The 17,161-nt window shown below is 57.9% G+C and carries 16 protein-coding genes; 8 read left to right on the forward strand and 8 right to left on the reverse strand.

Annotation, left to right across the window (positions count from 1 at the left end; genetic code table 11):
• Nucleotides 1-143: 143 nt before the first annotated feature.
• Nucleotides 144-1,751 (forward strand): ABC transporter ATP-binding protein, encoded by a 1,608-nt coding sequence (locus tag IB226_RS04645; protein WP_192233821.1) that lies wholly within the window; start codon nt 144-146, stop codon nt 1,749-1,751.
• On the opposite strand, the gene IB226_RS04650 is transcribed toward IB226_RS04645, so the two are convergent.
• The 7 genes from IB226_RS04650 to IB226_RS04680 are packed head-to-tail and all read right to left on the reverse strand — an operon-like array spanning nt 1,737 to nt 9,189.
• Nucleotides 1,737-2,555, reverse strand: a complete 819-nt coding sequence (locus IB226_RS04650; RefSeq protein WP_192233823.1) for a sulfurtransferase — start codon at nt 2,553-2,555, stop codon at nt 1,737-1,739. The genes IB226_RS04645 and IB226_RS04650 overlap by 15 nt on opposite strands.
• Nucleotides 2,545-3,528 carry an ornithine cyclodeaminase gene (locus IB226_RS04655; protein ID WP_192233825.1) on the reverse strand — a complete coding sequence of 328 codons (984 nt, stop codon included), beginning with the start codon at nt 3,526-3,528 and terminating at the stop codon, nt 2,545-2,547. The genes IB226_RS04650 and IB226_RS04655 overlap by 11 nt, the downstream gene beginning before the upstream one ends.
• Entirely contained in the window at nt 3,528-4,526 is a 999-nt protein-coding gene (locus IB226_RS04660; protein ID WP_192233827.1) for a 1-aminocyclopropane-1-carboxylate deaminase/D-cysteine desulfhydrase, read from the reverse strand. Before IB226_RS04660 ends, IB226_RS04655 begins: the two co-directional genes overlap by 1 nt.
• Nucleotides 4,526-5,929: a M20 family metallopeptidase gene (locus tag IB226_RS04665; protein ID WP_192233829.1), complete on the reverse strand. Its 1,404-nt coding sequence runs from the start codon at nt 5,927-5,929 to the stop codon at nt 4,526-4,528. The genes IB226_RS04660 and IB226_RS04665 overlap by 1 nt, the downstream gene beginning before the upstream one ends.
• A complete protein-coding gene (locus IB226_RS04670) occupies nt 5,926-6,840 on the reverse strand; it encodes an ABC transporter permease (RefSeq protein WP_064738660.1) in 915 nt (304 codons plus the stop codon). Before IB226_RS04670 ends, IB226_RS04665 begins: the two co-directional genes overlap by 4 nt.
• Nucleotide 6,841: 1 nt before the next feature.
• Nucleotides 6,842-7,702 (reverse strand): ABC transporter permease, encoded by an 861-nt coding sequence (locus tag IB226_RS04675; RefSeq protein ID WP_101764420.1) that lies wholly within the window; start codon nt 7,700-7,702, stop codon nt 6,842-6,844.
• The gene (locus tag IB226_RS04680) at nt 7,699-9,189 is read right to left on the reverse strand and encodes an ABC transporter substrate-binding protein (protein ID WP_192233831.1); all 1,491 of its coding nucleotides are present in this window, start codon (nt 9,187-9,189) and stop codon (nt 7,699-7,701) included. Before IB226_RS04680 ends, IB226_RS04675 begins: the two co-directional genes overlap by 4 nt.
• Nucleotides 9,190-9,357: 168 nt before the next feature.
• Here IB226_RS04680 and IB226_RS04685 point away from each other — a divergent pair, with 168 nt between their 5' ends.
• The 6 genes from IB226_RS04685 to IB226_RS04710 all read left to right on the forward strand — a co-directional run bounded on the left by IB226_RS04685 (nt 9,358) and on the right by IB226_RS04710 (nt 15,202).
• On the forward strand, nt 9,358-10,020 hold the full coding sequence (locus IB226_RS04685) for a GntR family transcriptional regulator (protein WP_101764418.1): 663 nt from the start codon (nt 9,358-9,360) through the stop codon (nt 10,018-10,020).
• A 129-nt stretch (nt 10,021-10,149) separates the two neighbouring features.
• The gene (locus tag IB226_RS04690; protein WP_192233833.1) at nt 10,150-11,250 is read left to right on the forward strand and encodes an ABC transporter ATP-binding protein; all 1,101 of its coding nucleotides are present in this window, start codon (nt 10,150-10,152) and stop codon (nt 11,248-11,250) included.
• A 27-nt stretch (nt 11,251-11,277) separates the two neighbouring features.
• Nucleotides 11,278-12,552, forward strand: coding sequence for an ABC transporter substrate-binding protein (locus tag IB226_RS04695; protein WP_192233835.1), 1,275 nt, complete (start codon nt 11,278-11,280; stop codon nt 12,550-12,552).
• Nucleotides 12,552-13,466: a carbohydrate ABC transporter permease gene (locus IB226_RS04700; RefSeq protein ID WP_192233837.1), complete on the forward strand. Its 915-nt coding sequence runs from the start codon at nt 12,552-12,554 to the stop codon at nt 13,464-13,466. The genes IB226_RS04695 and IB226_RS04700 overlap by 1 nt, the downstream gene beginning before the upstream one ends.
• Nucleotides 13,463-14,281 carry a carbohydrate ABC transporter permease gene (locus tag IB226_RS04705; RefSeq protein WP_154193388.1) on the forward strand — a complete coding sequence of 273 codons (819 nt, stop codon included), beginning with the start codon at nt 13,463-13,465 and terminating at the stop codon, nt 14,279-14,281. Before IB226_RS04700 ends, IB226_RS04705 begins: the two co-directional genes overlap by 4 nt.
• 12 nt (nt 14,282-14,293) lie before the next feature.
• Nucleotides 14,294-15,202, forward strand: coding sequence for a metallophosphoesterase (locus IB226_RS04710; protein ID WP_192233839.1), 909 nt, complete (start codon nt 14,294-14,296; stop codon nt 15,200-15,202).
• A gap of 146 nt (nt 15,203-15,348) precedes the next feature.
• Here the strand turns inward: IB226_RS04710 and IB226_RS04715 are convergent, their stop codons facing one another.
• Nucleotides 15,349-16,086: an HPP family protein gene (locus IB226_RS04715; protein WP_101764412.1), complete on the reverse strand. Its 738-nt coding sequence runs from the start codon at nt 16,084-16,086 to the stop codon at nt 15,349-15,351.
• A 179-nt stretch (nt 16,087-16,265) separates the two neighbouring features.
• On the opposite strand from IB226_RS04715, the gene rluF reads away from it, so the two are divergent.
• Nucleotides 16,266-17,147, forward strand: coding sequence for a 23S rRNA pseudouridine(2604) synthase RluF (gene rluF / locus IB226_RS04720; RefSeq protein ID WP_192233841.1), 882 nt, complete (start codon nt 16,266-16,268; stop codon nt 17,145-17,147).
• Nucleotides 17,148-17,161 lie beyond the last annotated feature (14 nt).

The following is a 17,161-nucleotide window of genomic DNA, read 5'->3' on the forward strand; positions in this document are numbered from 1 at the left end:
GGCGATCATCGCCGTTAATACGGCGTATTTTAAACCTGGCGTACAGCCTTATGCCGCCACGCGCAGTGCCATAACGTAACGGTCTTGTTCGTGCTATGTTCAGGATATATCCTGTATTTTTCCTTGTTGAGAATCCCTGCCTGATGACTAACGCGCGCTTGCTCTCGGTTGAAAATCTCTCGCTGCACACTCACGATCAGCGCTTGCTGGTGGATAACATCTCTTTTCATCTCGATCGCAAGGAAATCCTGGCGTTAGTTGGCGAATCGGGATCTGGCAAAACCTTGACCTCGCTGGCGCTGATGAGTTTGTTGCCGGCGGGCGTGCAGCAGAGTGGCGGCCGCGTGGTGTTCAATGGCGAGCCGCTGGATGCGCGCACAACCCAGCAATTGCGTGGTTGCCGCATCGCCACGGTGTTTCAGGAGCCGATGACCAGCATGAATCCCACGCTGCGTATTGGTGAACAGATTGCCGAAGTGCTGGTGCGGCATCGTCAGTTTGGCTGGAAACAGGCGCAGCAGGAAGCGATAGCGCTGCTGGATCGCGTCGGCATCGTCAATCCGGCGCAGCGCGCGCGGCAGTATATCCATCAGCTGTCGGGTGGCATGCGGCAACGGGTGATGATCGCCAGCGCCATCAGCGGTCAGCCGGAGTTATTGATTGCCGATGAGCCTACCACCGCGCTGGACGTGACTATTCAGGCGCAGATTCTGGCACTGTTGCAGGAACTGCAGCAGGAGATGGGCATGGGGATCTTGTTGATCACCCACGATCTCTCGGTGGTGGCGCGCTACGCCGACCGCGTCTGCGTGATGCAGCAAGGGCAGCTGGTTGAACAGGGTGCGGTGCTGAGTACGCTCGGCGCGCCAACGCATCCTTACACGCGCAAATTGATTGCTGCTTCGGCAGCGCAAATCCCCGAGGCGACTGCGCCGGTTGCACAGCCGCCGCTGCTGGTGCTGCGCGACATCAGTAAAAGCTATCCGCTGCCGCGCCGCATGCCGCTGTGGCCGGCCAAACGGCAAACCGTGTTGCATCCGGCGAATCTGTCGATTGCGCAGGGCGAAATTGTCGGACTGATTGGCGAATCCGGCTCCGGTAAAACCACATTGGGCAGCGCGGCGATTGGCCTGATTACGGCGGATGGCGGCGAAGTGCATTTTCAGGGGCAGCATTTGCAAGGACGTCAGCTGCATAGCTTACGTCGCCACACGCAGATTATTTTCCAGGATCCTTATGCCAGCCTGAATCCGAAAATCCCGGTTGGTGAGCAGATCGCCGAACCGCTGCGCGTCTGGCAACTGCGCAAAGGCGCGGCGGTGGATGCGCGAGTCAAAGAGCTGCTGGCGTTGGTGGGATTGAAAGCCGAACATGCCACCCGTCTGCCGGGCGCGTTCTCGGGCGGCCAGCGTCAGCGTATTGCCATTGCGCGCGCGCTGGCGATGGAGCCGAAGCTGCTGGTGGCGGATGAAGCGGTAGCGGCGCTGGATTTATCGGTGCGCGGGCAGATTCTGGCGCTGTTTAATACGCTGCGCCACAAGCTGGGATTATCGGTGCTGTTTATCAGCCACGATCTCGGCGCGGTGCGTCAGTTGTGCGATCGCGTGGTGGTGATGTATCACGGCAGGATTGTGGAATCGGGCGCGACCGCCAGCGTGATTAACCATCCACAGGACAATTACACCCGCCAACTGCTCGCCGCTGCGCCGGACGTGCAGCAGGCGCTGGCGCTGCGATCAGCCGCCGTGTAACAGTGGCAGTTCGTGATGTTCGGCCCATTCGTGCCAGGAACCGACGTACACCGAAACATGGGGATAGCCCGCCAGTTTTAACGCCGCCAACACCGTGGCGGCGCGGGCACCACGATGGCAATAAACCTGCAACTTCGCGTTTTTACTCAGTCCTGCCGCCTCGGCGCGTGCGGCAATCTGCTGCGCTGATAAGAAATGGCCGTTGGCGATGACATCTTCCCAGAACAGCAGCTGAGAATGCGGAATCCGTCCCGCGCGCTGGCAGCAGGCATGCGCAAAGCTGCCGTCAAACTCGCTGGGGCGACGGGCATCCACGTTGATCACCGCCACGCCATCCGCTGCTAAAACCTGTTCCCGGCTGCACACCAGCTCGCGATTCCACGCGGGTGCGATGGCTGCCGGTGGATGCGCCACGGTGCGGCTTAATCCCAATCCCGGCGCGAGTTCATAGCCTGCCGCAATCCAGGCATCCACGCCGCCATCCAGAATCAGCGCATCATCACGCTTGAGCAGCCAGGCGAACCAGGCGCCGCGCGGTGAACGCATGCCAACCTGCTGCTCGAAAAACACCGGCGTGGCGTTGGGATATGCGGTAAACATCGGCTGCAGCGCGGTGGCGGCTTCGGCTGCCATCACCGCTAAACCTGCCTCGCTGCAATCCTCAATAAAATAGTCGTAGACGTTACAGTGCTGCGCGCCAGGCAAGGTGGCGCGTTGCCAGTCGGCAAATTCGCGGACATCGATCAGCAGAAACGCTTCGCCGCGCGCCTGGCGCTGATGCAGTGAAAGCACATCAATGATCATGCAGGACTCCTGAAAACAGCGACTGCAACGAACCGAGTTCGTCGTGCTCGGCGGCCTGTAGCACGCGGGCGGCGAGGGCGATATCAAATACATTGAGTCCAAACGAGGAAAAATAGACGCTGTTATCGGGCTGTGGACGCCAGTGATCCAGCAGCAGCGCGGCGAGATCGGCCGCCACATCCTGCTCAGCAAACTCCCCGGCGCGGAACATCTGGAACAGGCTTTTGGCGCTGCGCTGGGCAAAATCGCCCCACGCATCCACCACCACCTTGCTGCTGGCTTTGATGGCGGCAAAACTCACTTCGTGATAACCGACCTGCACAATGATCCTACCGGGACGTACCGCTGCGGCGTCGACAATCGGCTGGTCGGCGCTGGTACAGGTCAGCACGGCGTCATAAGGCTGCGCCAGAGCGAGCGGCAGATCGGTTTCGATTTGCACTTCGCGCAACGCACTGAGTTTAAAAGGAGAGCGATTCCACACGCCAATCTGTTCCAGCTGCGGAAACAACTGCTGCAGCATGCGCAGATGTGCCTGAGCATGTAAACCGGCGCCGAGCAGCAGCACGCGCTTTACCGGACGCGGTGCGGCCAGCTGTAACGCCAGTGCGCTCACCGCCGCAGTGCGCGCCGCGGTGAGTGCCCCGCTGGCCAGCAAGCCGCGCGGAATGCCGCTCTGCGCATCGTTAATCAGGGTTAAGGCTAAGGCGGCGGGCAACGCATCTGGTCGCTGTGGACGATGTGCCGTCCACTTCACGCCTGCGGCATTGTAGCTGCCGCCAACGAGCGCCGGTAAGGCATACGCTTTACCGAGCGGCGTACCGAGGTCGATGTGATTTTCGGCGGGCATCTGCGCCTCGCCGAGACGCATCAGCTGAATCACCGCTTTGACGTCTTCCAGCGCCAAAGCGACATCCCCGCCGCCTAATTGCGCGACGGTGGCTTCATCCAGTACACGCAATAAGGCTTCCATTACGCCTCCAGCAGGCGATCGGCGAAGGGATAAAGCGCCGGAGAACCGCCACAATGCACGAAGGTGACGCGCGATCCCTGCGGAATGCGCCCCTGTTCGACCAGCGAGAACAGGCCGTGCATCGCTTTACCGGTGTAGACCGGATCCAGCAGCACGCCTTCCAGTTGGGCGAGTTGATAGATGGCAGCGATGCCGCCGTCCGATGGCACGCCGTACGCCTGACCGACATAACCATCCTCAATCCAGATATCCTCCGGCTGCCACTGCTGCGGCCATTGCAGCAGATCGGCACAATCCTGCGCCATGCTGGCAATGCGTGGCTGGAACCAGTCGGCTTTGGCGCTGACGCTCACGCCAATCACCTTAGTATTGGGCCAATAGCGACGCGTGCCCACATGCAATCCCGCCAGCGTGCCGCCGGAACCGGTGGGCGCGACGATGAAATCGGGTGCGGGCATCTGGCTGGGTGCCAGCTGCGCCGCTAACTCTTCCACTGCGCGTACATAACCCAATGCGCCGAGTGGCGTTGCGCCACCCAGCGGAATAATCATGGGGGTTTCACCTTGCGCGAGAGCCGCATCCGCGTGCGCCTGCATCGCACCTTCAATCTGGCTGAAATAGCCGTCGGGATCGAGGAACTGCACCTCGGCCCCGAACAGCTTATCCAGCAGCAGATTACCCTGCCAGCTTGCGGGCGGATTGCCTCGCAACACCAGCACCGGACGCATACCAAACTTGCGTGCGGCGGCAGCCACCATGCGGGCGTGGTTCGACTGATGCCCGCCGGTGGTGATCACCACATTCACGCCTGTTTTGCAGGCCTCCGCCATCAGATACTCCAGCTTGCGGACTTTGTTGCCGCCGCCGCCGAAGCCACTGTAGTCATCACGTTTGATCGTCAGCGTAATCCCAAGTGCCTCACTGAGCCGCGGCAGCGGCTCGTGAGGAGTGGGGAAGAAGCCGAGCGGAACGCGTTCAAACTCTTCTACTGATTTCATTATTTACTACCTTTATTTTTGTGTACTGCGGTGTTTCCCTGGTGAGGCGCGACCCGGCCAATGGCCGAATCATTGAATGCGTTGAGCCATAAGCTCATGGATTGCTGGAAGCGTTCGAGTCCCGCCAGCGTGACAAACTCATTGACGGCGTGCGCGTTGCCGCCGTGGCCTAATCCGCCAATCAGAAAGGCGGGCGCAACGGCCGCGAAAGCGTAGGCGGGCGCACAGCCCGGCGCCCACGGCCAGATTTGCGGTGCCGCGCCCAGCGTTTGATAGCTGGCGATCAGGGCATCGACGCCGCTGGCGCTGCGACTAAAGCGCACGCCGGGATAGCGATCAAACAGGTGCAGCTCGCTGCCAGCTAAATCGGCTTGTGCCAGCCGCTGCTGCACGTCGGCAATCATCGCGTCCTGATCGAAACCCGGCGGGATGCGAAACGCCAGCTCCGCGCTGGCACGGAACGGGATGACGCCGCGTCCGCCTGGCGGATCGCTGTGCAGTTCTGCCAGCGTCAAGACCGCGCTGCCAAGCAGCGTTTGCAGGCAGCTCAGCGTATCGCCGGCGATCATCAGGCGCTGACTGCGACGGAACTGCAGTTCGTCATCGATGCTGAATTCGGCGGCTAAGGTCGCCAATAATTGATTCGCCTCATCGTCCGTGGCGTGACACGCCAATACGCCGCTGTGTTCTGCTGGCGCGATGGCATCTAATGCCTGTACTAAGCGCCACGCCGGATTGGCGATCCAACCGGCATTGCTGGCATGAATCGCGGAGGACGGTCCGCCCCATGCGCCGCCGGTGACGCTGAGGCGTCCGCTGGCCAGTCCGGTAAAGCCGAGATAGACGCGCGGTGCGCCGCCACCGTATTCACACAGTGACGGAAACAGCACCGCTTCAGCGGGAGCAATCGGGCAAGGCTGTTGCGCCAGATAACGCCGCAGCGCGCCGCTGCCCACTTCCTCTTCACCTTCAAGCAGGATTTCGATATTAAAATCGAGCTGCTGGCTCTGCTGCAGTTCGCGTAGCAGAATCAGCAGGGCGGCGACCGGGCCTTTATTGTTCTCTGCACCGCGTCCGACAAATACCGCGCCGAGATCGTCCCAGTGACACACGCCACCGACAAACGGCGGCACATCCCAGCCGGCATCATCCGCAGGCATTACGTCATACATGTTGTACAGCACCACGGTTTTGCTGCTGCCGTTATCGATGCGTACATGGACCAGCGGCGGGACATCATCGGTTTGAGACGCCACCGGATAGACGATCGCGGCATTCAGCTGCGCCACCATCCACTGTTCCAGCCAGGCAGCCAACCCGCGCTGCGAGGATAACTGACCGGCCACGCTTGGCCAGCGCGTCAGTTCACTCAGCAGTTCAAGCGTGGCGTCAAGGCGACTCATAAACGAATCCTCGGGTTCAGCACCAGATAGAGCAGGTCGATCAGCAAATTGATCGCCACAAACACCACGGCGGCGAGCAACACAATCGCCTGCACCAGCGGGAAATCGCGGTTTTGAATCGCCTGAATCGCCAGACGACCAATGCCCGGCCAGGCAAAAATAATCTCAGTCACCAGTGCGCCGCCGAGCAGCGAGGCGAAATACATGCCCTGTACGGTGATCACCGGAATCAGTGCGTTACGCAAACCGTGGCGTACCACGATGCGCCAGGCGCTGAGCCCTTTGGCGCGCGCGGTGCGGATATAATCCTGTTGCAGCACATCCAGCAGGCTGGCGCGCGTCAGGCGTGCCACGGCGCTCATGTAAAACGCACCCAGACTGAGCGCCGGCATTACCAGCGCGGCGAAAGTGCCGTAACCGCTGGAGGGCAGCCACTGTAACTTCAGGCTGAACAGCAGAATCAGCAGCAGCCCGAGCCAGAACACCGGAATCGCCTGGCCGGAGAAGGCCAACAGGCGACATAACAAATCCCACAGGCTGTGCGGTCTCAGGGCGCTGATAATGCCGAGCAGCAGACCGAGCAGCGAACTCCATGCCAGCGCACTCACCGCCAGCAGCGCCGTCGCCGGCAGACGTTCGGCAATCAACGCCAATACCGGCTGGCTGTAGCGCAGCGATTCACCAAAATCCCCGTGCAGCACGCCGCCAAGATAGTGGCTGTATTGCCACAGCAGCGGACGATCAAAGCCCATGCTATGACGAAAAGTAGCGATCTCCTGCTGGCTGGAGCCGGGCGGCATCATCAGCGCCGCCGGATCGCCCGTCATGTGCAGGCTAAAGAAAATCAGCAGCGACACGCCGAGCAGCACTAATACCGATTGGCCAAGGCGATTGAGCAGAATGTTCAGCATCTTAATCCAGCCTTGTATGCGTGCGACGTAGCAGCGCATCGCCGAGCAGGTTGCAGCCAATCACCAGCGCCGCAATCACCAAACCGGGATAGAGCACCAGCCATTGCGACAGCAGCATGTAAGAGCGACCTTCGCCAATCAGGTTGCCCAGCGTTGGCGTGGGTGGCTGAATGCCCATGCCGAGAAAACCCACTGAGGCTTCGAGCACGATCAGGCGTGGGATATCCAGCGTTAGCAACACCACCAGCGGCGTCAGCAGATTGGGCAGGATATGCCGTAGCAGTATGCGCAGCGGCGAAAAGCCCATGGCGCGCACCGCCTGAATATATTCAAGTTCCCGAATCTCTAAGGTTTTGGCGCGCGCCACGCGGGCATAAATCGCCCAACTGGTGCAGCCCATAATCACAATGATGTTGGTCAGTGACGCACCCATCAGCGCAATCACTAGCAGAATCAACAGAATAAACGGCACCGCCAGCTGGATGTCGATCAGGCGCATGATCAGCGCATCAACCCAACCGCCGGCGTAACCGGCGATCATACCGAGCGCGACGCCAATCACCGCGCCAATCGCCGCCGCGACCAACACCACCAGCAGCGACAAGCGCGTGCCGGAGAGAATGCGCGCCAGCAGATCACGCCCCAGTTGATCGGTGCCGAGCCAATGCGTAGCTTGCGCACCGGGCGAACCCGGCGGCAGGAACATCTCATTGAGATTGTTACTTAAGGCATCGGGCAACGGCAGCCACGGAGAGAGCAGCGCCGCGGCAATCACCACGATCAGCAAAAGGCTGCCGATTACCGCATCGCCGTAAATCAGGCGGCGTGGACGGCGCTGCAGCACGGTGCCCGGTGAAATCATTTCAGCCTCAGATCAAACAGCGGGATGCGGGCATCGACGCGGCCTTTGAAGTTGAGCGACGTGCTGTGCGCATACAAGGTATCTTCACGGTACAGCGGCAGCAGCGGCTGTTGTTCCGCGACGCGTTGCTGAATCTGCTCTAACACTTTTTTGCGCGCAACGGGATCGACAATCTGACGGCTTTGGTCGAGCAGCTTATCCAGCTCTGCATCATGCACGGTGGAATAGGGCTCGCCGCTGCGCAGGATGGGGAACAGCGCGGCATCGGCATCCAGCGTCTGCGTGGATCCCCACGCCAGCATATACATCGGAGCCTGTTTCTGAGACGCGACCTGCTGGGTGTAAACCGACCATTCCGGCACTTCCAGCTCGGCTTTCACGCCAATGGCGGCTAAATCCTGCACGATGGCTTGGGCTACATCGGCGCTGGCAATATAGCGGCGCGGCGCCTGGAAGCGCAGGCTAAAGCCGTTTGCGTAACCGGCTGCAGCTAGCAGCGACTTGGCTTTCGCCACATCCTGCGCGGTGGCCGGAACCGCCAGATAACCAAAGTCATTAGCACCGGCCATGGTGCCGGTTGGCGTACCGAAACCGTGCAGCAGCTGTTGGGTATAAGCCTGACGGTTTAACGCCAGCGAAAGCGCCTGACGGACGCGCACATCACTCAGCGGTTTCTCATCATCTTTAAGGCCGAGATAAATCGTCAGTCCGCCGCCTTTCACCTGTTCCAGTTCGACGTTGGGGCGATTTTTCAGCGCGGGGACTAAATCGGCTGGCACGCTTTCAATCAGCTGCACTTCGCCGGTCAGCAGTGCGGTGAGGCGTGCGGTGGCTTCGGGAATCGGACGCCAGGTAACGCGGTCAATCGCCGGTTTGCCGCGCCAGTAAGTTTCATTGGCGACCATCACCACTTTTTCATCCGGGATAAAGCTATCCAGCTTGTAAGCGCCGCTGCCTACCGGTTTGCGTGCGAACTCGCTGGCGCCGACTTTCTTCACGTACGCTGGCGGCACAATGTAAGCCGGGTAGCGGCTCATGCGCGTGGGCAGCAGAGGATCCGGGCCGTTGGTGTGGATCTGCACCTGATAGTCGTTGATCACGTCCACCGATTTGATGGTGCGGATATAGGAAATGGTCGGTGCGTGATTAGCGGGGTCTAAAATACGATCGATGGAGAATTTCACCGCTTCGGCGTTCACCGGCTCGCCATCGGTAAATTTCACGCCCTGGCGCAGGGTAAATTGCCAGGTGGTTTCGTTAATCGCTTTCCACTCAGTGGCTAAGCCCGGCTGTAATGACATGTCATCGGCACGGCGTACTAAGGTATCGAAGATGTTGTCGACTAAGGTGGCAGATTCTTTGAGAAAGCCGGGATCCATCGCCGTGGCAGACGTGGGTTGGCCAATGGTCAGTTCCGCTGCCTGTACGGCTGGCATCAGAGCAAATAGCAACGCGGTGGTGGCAAACTTCACTGCAGGTAATCTCATAACGTTTCCCAAAATTGCCAACGGCAAGGTAGTGAAAAGAGTGGATACTGCCAGAATCAAGACTGTGCTTATTTGTAATACATGATATATCCTATAATCTGGCGAGTTGGCAATAAAACATTAAAAATAACTTACCATTTGCGAAATTCAGTAGAAGGCCCTCAACGTATGATCGAAATGGATAAAGCGCAGCGCATGAGTTTGACCGCGCAGGTGGAATCGTCACTGCGCAGCGCGCTGATTGTTGGCAAGTTAAAACCTGGCGCACGGCTGGTGACGCGCGATTTGGCGGCTCAATTGGGTACCAGCATCACGCCGGTGCGTGAAGCCTTGTTGCGACTGGTTTCTGCCGGAGCATTAGATGCCACGCCAGCTGCGGCGTTTCTGGTCCCGGAAATGACGCGCCAGCGCTTTGATGAGATTACGCTGATTCGTAAGCAGCTTGAAGGTTTAGCGGTGAGGGCGGCGACGCCATTTTTGGGAAAAAAACAGATTTCTGAGCTGAAAAAACTCTGCGCGCGCTTTATGCAAGCCAAACAAAGCGGTGATGCCGAGGCGGCGTTAGAAGCCAATCGCGCGTTCCGTTTTACGCTCTATGGCTATGCGCAAATGCCTACGCTGGAGGCGCTGATCGAACAGCTTTGGGTGCAGATCGGTCCGTGCTTTAATTATCTTTATCCGCAGCCAGCCGAGGTGGTGAATGGGCATCATAACTATGATCACCTGCTGGAAGCGTTACAAGCCGGCGATGCGGTCACCAGTGAAAAGATATTGATGAAAGCGATTGATGATGGGGCTGCGATTTTGCATCAGCATTATTTTAATCAGTGATTCATGTTTGAAGGTCGTCATTAATGATGACCCTTCGGTGGCCTTTAACCGCGCGGTCACCGCAATGACATAAAAACTTCATTTCCTTCCGCTAGCTTACCGCCATTCTGATTTCTGGATTGCGGATGCATGAGCCACCTTTCGCTTCACCACATCACTAAAGCCTGGGGCGAGAAAACCGCCCTGGACGACATCAGCTTCGACGCGGCAGAAGGCGCGTTTGTCGCGCTGCTCGGTCCATCGGGCTGCGGTAAATCGACGCTGCTGCGTACCATCGCCGGGCTGGAAACAGCCGATCGCGGGGCGATCCACTTTAAACACGCCGACATCACCCATCTGCCGCCGTCGCAACGCAAGCTATCGATGGTGTTTCAATCTTACGCGCTGTTTCCCCACCTTAACGTGCGTGAAAACCTGCTGTTTGGTTTGAAAGCGCGCGGCGAGGAGAAACAGTCGTTTGCTGCACGCCTGGATAATGTCAGCAAGCTAATGGAGCTGGATAAGCTGCTGGATCGTTTGCCATCGCAGCTCTCCGGCGGACAGCAGCAGCGCGTGGCGCTGGGCCGTGCGGTGATCGCCAATAACACGCTGTGTTTAATGGATGAGCCGCTGTCGAACCTCGACGCCAGGCTGCGGCAAAGCATGCGCCGTGAAATCCGCGCGCTTCAGAAAAAACTCGGTTTGACCATGCTGTACGTCACGCACGATCAGACTGAAGCGATGAGCATGGCCGATAGCATTATCCTGCTCAACGATGGCCACATTGAACAGCACGGCACGCCAGACGATCTCTACAACAATCCCGCCAGCGTGTTTGCCGCACAGTTCATTGGCGCACCGCCGATGAACATCCTGCCGCTGCAGCGCAATGGCGCGCATCACTATCTGCTGCATCTCACCGCGCCGGTAGTGGAATACCGCGACGCGCCGCTGAGCCTCGGATTACGTGCCGAGGATATCCATCTTATCGCCGCAGAACAGGCGGCGCTGACCGCGCGGGTGATCGGTTCTGAATATATGGGCGCTGATACCTTGCTGGTGTGCCTGCTTGCTGGCATCAGCGAACCGCTGACCATTAAAGTGCCGGGCATGCAGCGCTTCACCGATGGCAGTGAAGTGGGATTGCAGTGGTCCGCCGCGCGGCAATATCTGTTTCATCGCGAGAGCGGTAAGCGCTGCGCACCAGCCGAACAACAAATGTTTGCTTCACAGAAAAAATACGCTGTTTAACCGTTGTCATTTGCCCAAGGGAAAATCATGTCTGCGATTCGTTATTCACGTCTTTCTGCATTAGTCCTCGCCATCACCACCTCAGCTTTTGCGGCTGAACCGGTCAAGCTGCAAATGTATTACCCGATCGCGGTGGGCGGCAAAGCGAGCCACACCGTGGATTCGCTGGTGGCGGATTTCCAGAAAGTGCATCCGGACGTGAGCATTCAGCCGGTGTATACCGGTGACTACGCCACCACTGTGACCAAAGCGCTGACCGCCTTTCGTGGTGGCAACGCACCGCAGCTGGCGGTGATCGGCGATATCGAAGCGTATTCACTGATTGATGCCGGTGCGATTGTGGCGGCCAGCGATTTAGCGCAGGGTGAGGAAGGCAAAAAATGGATCGACGGTTTCTATCCGGCGTTTCTGCGTCATATTGACGGCAAAGTGTGGGGCGTACCGTTCCAGCGTTCAACTGTGGTGATGTACTGGAACAAACAGGCGTTCGAGAAAGCCGGTTTAAACGCCGATACGCCACCGGCCAACTGGCAGCAGGTGGTCGAATTCAGTAAGAAACTCACGATCAAAGATGCTAACGGCGTCAGCCAATGGGGCATCGAGATTCCGTCCACGCCAAACGGCTACTGGAACTTCCAGGGCTTGTCCGCCACCAACGGCGGTCGTCTGGATAACGGCAAAGGCACCGCGGTGCACTTCAATACGCCGGGCAACGTGGAAACGCTGCAGTGGCTGACCGATCTCGGCCAGAAAGAGGAGGTGTCGCCGAAGGGTGCCATTGCGTGGGGCACCACGCCGCAGGACTTCATCAGCGGCAAAACTGCCATGATGGTGACCACCACCGGCAACCTGACCAACGTGCGTGATAATGCGAAATTCCCGTTCGGTGTGGCGATGCTGCCGGAGAAAACCCAGCGCGGCAGCCCAACCGGCGGCGGTAACCTGTATGTCTTCAAAAATACCTCACCAGAACAGCAGAAAGCGGCGATGGAGTTTATCCGTTGGGTAACCTCACCCGAGCAGGCGGCGCGCTGGAGCATCGCCACCGGTTATGTAGCGACCTCTCCGGCGGCATGGGATAACACGGTGATGAAGGATTACGTTAAAGAGGTTCCTCAGGCATTGGTGGCGCGTGAACAGCTGAAGTATGCGCAGCCAGAACTCTCGACTTACAACAGCGTGCAGATTCAGGATGCGCTCAATCACGCGGTAGAAGCTGCAGTGACGCAGGCGAAAACGCCAGCCGAAGCACTCGAAGGTGCGCAGAAGCAAGCCGATCGTCTGCTGAAGTCTTATCAATAATGACGAGCACGATGCTCACCGTTGCGCCGGTTCGTCGTCCCCGGTTATGGTCGATGCAGCTGTATGGCTATCTGCTGATTTTGCCGGCACTGAGCTTTTTACTGCTGTTCACCCACTATCCGGCGGTTGCGACCGTATGGGAAAGCCTGTTCAGCGCAGCACGTAACGGTCGTCCAGCCCATTTTGTTGGGCTGGATAACTATCTTGCGCTGCTGGATGACGACATCTTCATTCAGTCGCTGTGGAATAACCTGCTGTATGCGTTGATCACCATTCCGCTGGCGGTAACGCTGGCGCTGCTGATGGCGCTGGCGGTCAATCGTCACATGCGTGCCAATGCGCTGGTGCGCACTGCGTTCTTTATTCCTTCGCTGCTGCCGATGATCGCCATCGCCAATCTGTGGCTGTTCTTCTACACGCCGCAGCTGGGTTTGCTGAATAAGCTGCTGGCGCTGTTTTCCTTGCCGGCGATTAACTGGCTCGGCGAACCGGGTAGTGCGTTGTACTGTTTGATGGCGGTATCGGTATGGCGCGAAGCGGGCTTCTTTATGATCTTTTATCTCGCCGCTTTGCAGCAGATCGATCCGCGCCTGAGCGAAGCCGCGCAGATAGAAGGGGCGTCACGCCGCTATTTCTTCCGCCGCGTACAGTGGCCGCTGCTGATGCCCACCACGCTGTTTGTGCTGATCAATGCCTCGATGAATGCGTTTCGCATCGTCGATCAGGTGATCGCGATGACCAACGGCGGGCCGAATAACAGCAGTAGCCTGCTGCTGTTCTACATCTATCGCACCGCTTTCAGCTTCTGGGATATGCCCGCCGCGGCGGCAATGACGGTGGTGCTGCTGTTGATTCTCGCCGCAATTGCGCTGCTTAAATTCAATCTGCTGGACAAGCGAGCCCATTACCAATGAAGCCGACAATCACGTTTGGTCGCCTGTGTCTGAATACGGCAATTGGGCTTGCCGCGTTGCTGTGGTTTTTACCGATTCTGGTAGCGTTTTGGGTGGCGATTCATCCGGCATCCGATCAGGCGAGCTTTTCGCTTTTTTCGCCGCTGACCTTGCAGAACTTTGTTAATGCCTGGCACGCCGCGCCCTTTGGTCGCTACTTCCTCAATACCAGCTTGCTGGTGCTGATGATTGTGGTGGTGCAACTGATTCTGGCGACCATGGCCGCTTACGCGTTAGTGCGCTTCCGCCTGAAATTTTCCGGCGCGATCTTCGCGCTGATCCTGCTGCAGCTGATGATCAGCCCCGACGTGCTGATTCTGAATAACTACAAAACCATCGGCGCGCTGGGTTTCCGCGATACGCTGACCGGCATCGCGCTGCCGTATTTCTCCTCGGCCTTCGCCATCTTTCTGCTACGCCAGACCTTTAAAAGTATTCCGCTGGTATTGGAAGAGGCGGCGATTGTGGAAGGTGCCAGCCGCTTTTACATTCTGCGCAAGATTTATATTCCGCTGGCGAAGCCGATTTATGTGGCGTTTGCGCTGGTGTCGATCAGCTTCCACTGGAATGATTTCCTCTGGCCGCTGGTGATCACCGATTCCGTCAACGTGCGGCCGCTTACCGTTGGCCTGCAGCTGTTCTCGGCGCCGGAGCAGGGCGTGCAATGGGCGCTGATTGGTGCAGCCACTTTGATGACCACCTTGCCGCTGTTGGTGCTGTTCCTGATTTTCCAGCGTCAGTTTATTCAATCTTTTATGCGTGCTGGTATTCGCTAAGGAGTGCTTTTCGTGTCTTATCCGCATCCGCTGACTGAACTGCAGCGTGAACTGCTGGGCGATGTCGCCGAGCTCTATGCCTTGCCCGATGTGCGTTCCGCGCCGCTGAGCAGCACGCTGCGTTTTGGTTTGATTGCCGATCCGCAATATGCCGACATCGACGCCGATATGGCGAAAAATCTCTACTATCGTCACGCGCTGCGTAAGCTGCCGCAGGCGATTGCGGTGCTGAATCAGCAGCCGCTGGATTTTGTCGTTACGCTGGGGGATTTAGTCGATCGCGACTGGAACAGCTACGCGGCGATATTGCCGATTTACGATCGCCTCGAACATCCACATGCGGTGGTGCTGGGTAATCACGATGCGCAGACCATCGCGCAGCATCTCAACGAAGCCGCTGCGCTACCCAAAAGCCATTACGCCTTTGGGCTGCAGGGCTGGCGTTTTATTGTTTATGACGGCAACGACATCAGCCTCTATTGCAACTCGCAGAACGGTGACGATCGTGCGCAGGCGGAGGCAATGCTGGTGGACCTGACCGCGCGCCAGCAGCCGCAGGCGAAACCCTGGAACGGTGCGGTAGGAACGCTGCAAATGGCGTGGATTGAGCAGCAGTTGCAGCAAGCCCGCCAGCAAGAGGAGAAAGTGGTGGTGTTTGGGCATTATCCGCTGGCGCCGCATAACAGCCACAACTTACTCAACGGCAGCGCGCTGGCAGAGCTGCTTTCTAGTTACAACATACTATGCTGTTTCTCTGGACACGATCATCGCGGCGGCTTTGCGCGCATCCGTCGAACAGGCTTCTATACGCTCAAAGGGATGCTGGATGGGGCAGAAGAGGTGCCGTTTGCGGTGGTTGAAATTGAGGGCGATGAAGTCATTGTGAAAGAATACGGTGTAGCGTCGCCATTTATGGCGTAATGCCGATCAGTTAAGCATCACATCACGGCACATTTCGTAGCGGCGCGATTTATCGCGCAATGAATTGCGCCGCTACGATTTGTGCGCGCAATAATATGTGTTTTTATCTCTCAACTGACAAACATTACGCCATTTATGGCGACCACTCATGATGATGCCGGCATCTGCCCGCGCTGACGATGTGTCGCAATCTCTTCGGCGCGTTGCAGCAACTGCTGCAAATCATCCTCATCGATATCCAGCACTTCACCGCTCTCCAGCGCCTGATGCAGGTCTTCACGCGTAATCGCTACGTCGATCACCACAGGCGGCGCTTTGGTTTCCGTTGCCGCCAGCGGATGCGGGTAACGACGTCCGGCGAGATTGTTAAACAGCAACGCCAGCAGCGCGAGGCAAACCGAGTTCAACAGCACCGGCGTCAGAATAAAGTGGTAACCCAGTTGCTGGACGCCGTTACCGCCCAAAATTGCGGTCAGCGCCACCGCGCCGCTCGGTGGATGCAAACAGCGCAGTTGAAACATCAACGCGATCGTCACACAGGCCGCGATACCACACGCCAGCGCGGGATGGGGAACCCACAGCGCGGTGGTGACGCCAACAACGCCCGCCACCAAATTGCCGCCGACAATTGACCACGGCTGCGCCAGCGGACTGTTCGGCAGACCAAACAGTAATACCGCTGAAGCGCCCATCGGCGCGACAAACCACAGATTCACTCCACCCAGCAGCCAGTGGCTGGTCAGGCTGGTCATCATTAAACCCAATCCCGCGCCAATGCTGGCGATGACCATCTGCTTTCTGCCTCCCGGTAACGGATGGGGCCAAAGGCGGGCCAGAAAGGTGCGCACGGAGGTTATCCACGTCACCGATGGCTGATTTGTCATGAGGGAATCACTCTGTCATAAGAAAAAACGATGGGTGCGAATTGTCGCTGATCGATCCGCTGACAACAACCACATTGTTAGTGTGCTGTTATATCGTGGTGAGAGAAATGCTGATGATTGTCGCGAGGCTTAACCAACGCCTAAGGTTGCTGTATAGTCCGTTTTTTTTCGGAGGAACCATGCTGCCTAACTCATCCACACGCCTGAACAAATACATCAGCGAGAGCGGAATCTGCTCACGCCGCGATGCCGATCGTTACATCGAGCAAGGCAACGTGTTCATTAACGGTAAACGCGCTGCCGTCGGTGCGCAGGTGTTTGCAGGGGATGAAGTCAAAGTGAACGGGCAGCTGATTGAGCCGCGTGACGAAGAAGATTTAGTGCTGATTGCGCTGAACAAACCGGTGGGCATCATCACCACCATGGAAGAGGGTGAGCGTGACAACATTGGTGATTTCGTTAATCACAGCAAGCGCGTGTTCCCGATTGGTCGCCTGGATAAAGATTCGCAGGGACTGATTTTCCTCACCAACCACGGCGATCTGGTGAATAAAATCCTGCGTGCCGGTAATAACCACGAAAAAGAGTATGTGGTCACCGTTGATAAACCGATCACCGATGAATTTATTGCCGGAATGGGCGCGGGCGTACCGATGCTCGGCACCGTCACCAAAAAGTGCAAAGTTAAAAAAGAGTCGACCTTTGTCTTCCGCATCATTCTGGTTCAGGGGCTGAATCGTCAGATTCGTCGAATGACCAAACACTTCGGCTTTGAAGTGACCAAGCTTGAACGTACGCGCATCATGAACGTCAGCCTGAAAGGCATTCCGCTCGGCGAGTGGCGCGATTTGACCGATGACGAGCTGATTGATCTGTTCAAACTGATTGAAGACTCATCATCCGAAGATCAAAAAACGCAGAAGACGCAGGCGAAAAAGAAACCCGCCAGCGCGGCGAAAAAGCCCGCGACGGTTAGCGCTAAACCGGGTGAGAAAGCGGGGGCAAAACCGGCTAATCGCCAGCGTTTCGCCCAGCCAGGTCGTAAGAAGAAAGGGCGTTAATTTTCTTTCCCCGC

It is taken from the genome of Pantoea sp. PNT03 (genome assembly GCF_014852515.1).
Classification (GTDB): Bacteria; Pseudomonadota; Gammaproteobacteria; order Enterobacterales; family Enterobacteriaceae; genus Pantoea; species Pantoea leporis.

Coding starts and splice junctions, on each gene's coding strand:
- IB226_RS04645 (WP_192233821.1), top strand. CDS start 144: ATGACTAACGCGCGCTTGCTCTCGGTTGAAAATCTCTCGCTGCACACT.
- IB226_RS04650 (WP_192233823.1), bottom strand. CDS start 2,555: ATGATCATTGATGTGCTTTCACTGCATCAGCGCCAGGCGCGCGGCGAA.
- IB226_RS04655 (WP_192233825.1), bottom strand. CDS start 3,528: ATGGAAGCCTTATTGCGTGTACTGGATGAAGCCACCGTCGCGCAATTA.
- IB226_RS04660 (WP_192233827.1), bottom strand. CDS start 4,526: ATGAAATCAGTAGAAGAGTTTGAACGCGTTCCGCTCGGCTTCTTCCCC.
- IB226_RS04665 (WP_192233829.1), bottom strand. CDS start 5,929: ATGAGTCGCCTTGACGCCACGCTTGAACTGCTGAGTGAACTGACGCGC.
- IB226_RS04670 (WP_064738660.1), bottom strand. CDS start 6,840: ATGCTGAACATTCTGCTCAATCGCCTTGGCCAATCGGTATTAGTGCTG.
- IB226_RS04675 (WP_101764420.1), bottom strand. CDS start 7,702: ATGATTTCACCGGGCACCGTGCTGCAGCGCCGTCCACGCCGCCTGATT.
- IB226_RS04680 (WP_192233831.1), bottom strand. CDS start 9,189: ATGAGATTACCTGCAGTGAAGTTTGCCACCACCGCGTTGCTATTTGCT.
- IB226_RS04685 (WP_101764418.1), top strand. CDS start 9,358: ATGATCGAAATGGATAAAGCGCAGCGCATGAGTTTGACCGCGCAGGTG.
- IB226_RS04690 (WP_192233833.1), top strand. CDS start 10,150: ATGAGCCACCTTTCGCTTCACCACATCACTAAAGCCTGGGGCGAGAAA.
- IB226_RS04695 (WP_192233835.1), top strand. CDS start 11,278: ATGTCTGCGATTCGTTATTCACGTCTTTCTGCATTAGTCCTCGCCATC.
- IB226_RS04700 (WP_192233837.1), top strand. CDS start 12,552: ATGACGAGCACGATGCTCACCGTTGCGCCGGTTCGTCGTCCCCGGTTA.
- IB226_RS04705 (WP_154193388.1), top strand. CDS start 13,463: ATGAAGCCGACAATCACGTTTGGTCGCCTGTGTCTGAATACGGCAATT.
- IB226_RS04715 (WP_101764412.1), bottom strand. CDS start 16,086: ATGACAAATCAGCCATCGGTGACGTGGATAACCTCCGTGCGCACCTTT.
- rluF (WP_192233841.1), top strand. CDS start 16,266: ATGCTGCCTAACTCATCCACACGCCTGAACAAATACATCAGCGAGAGC.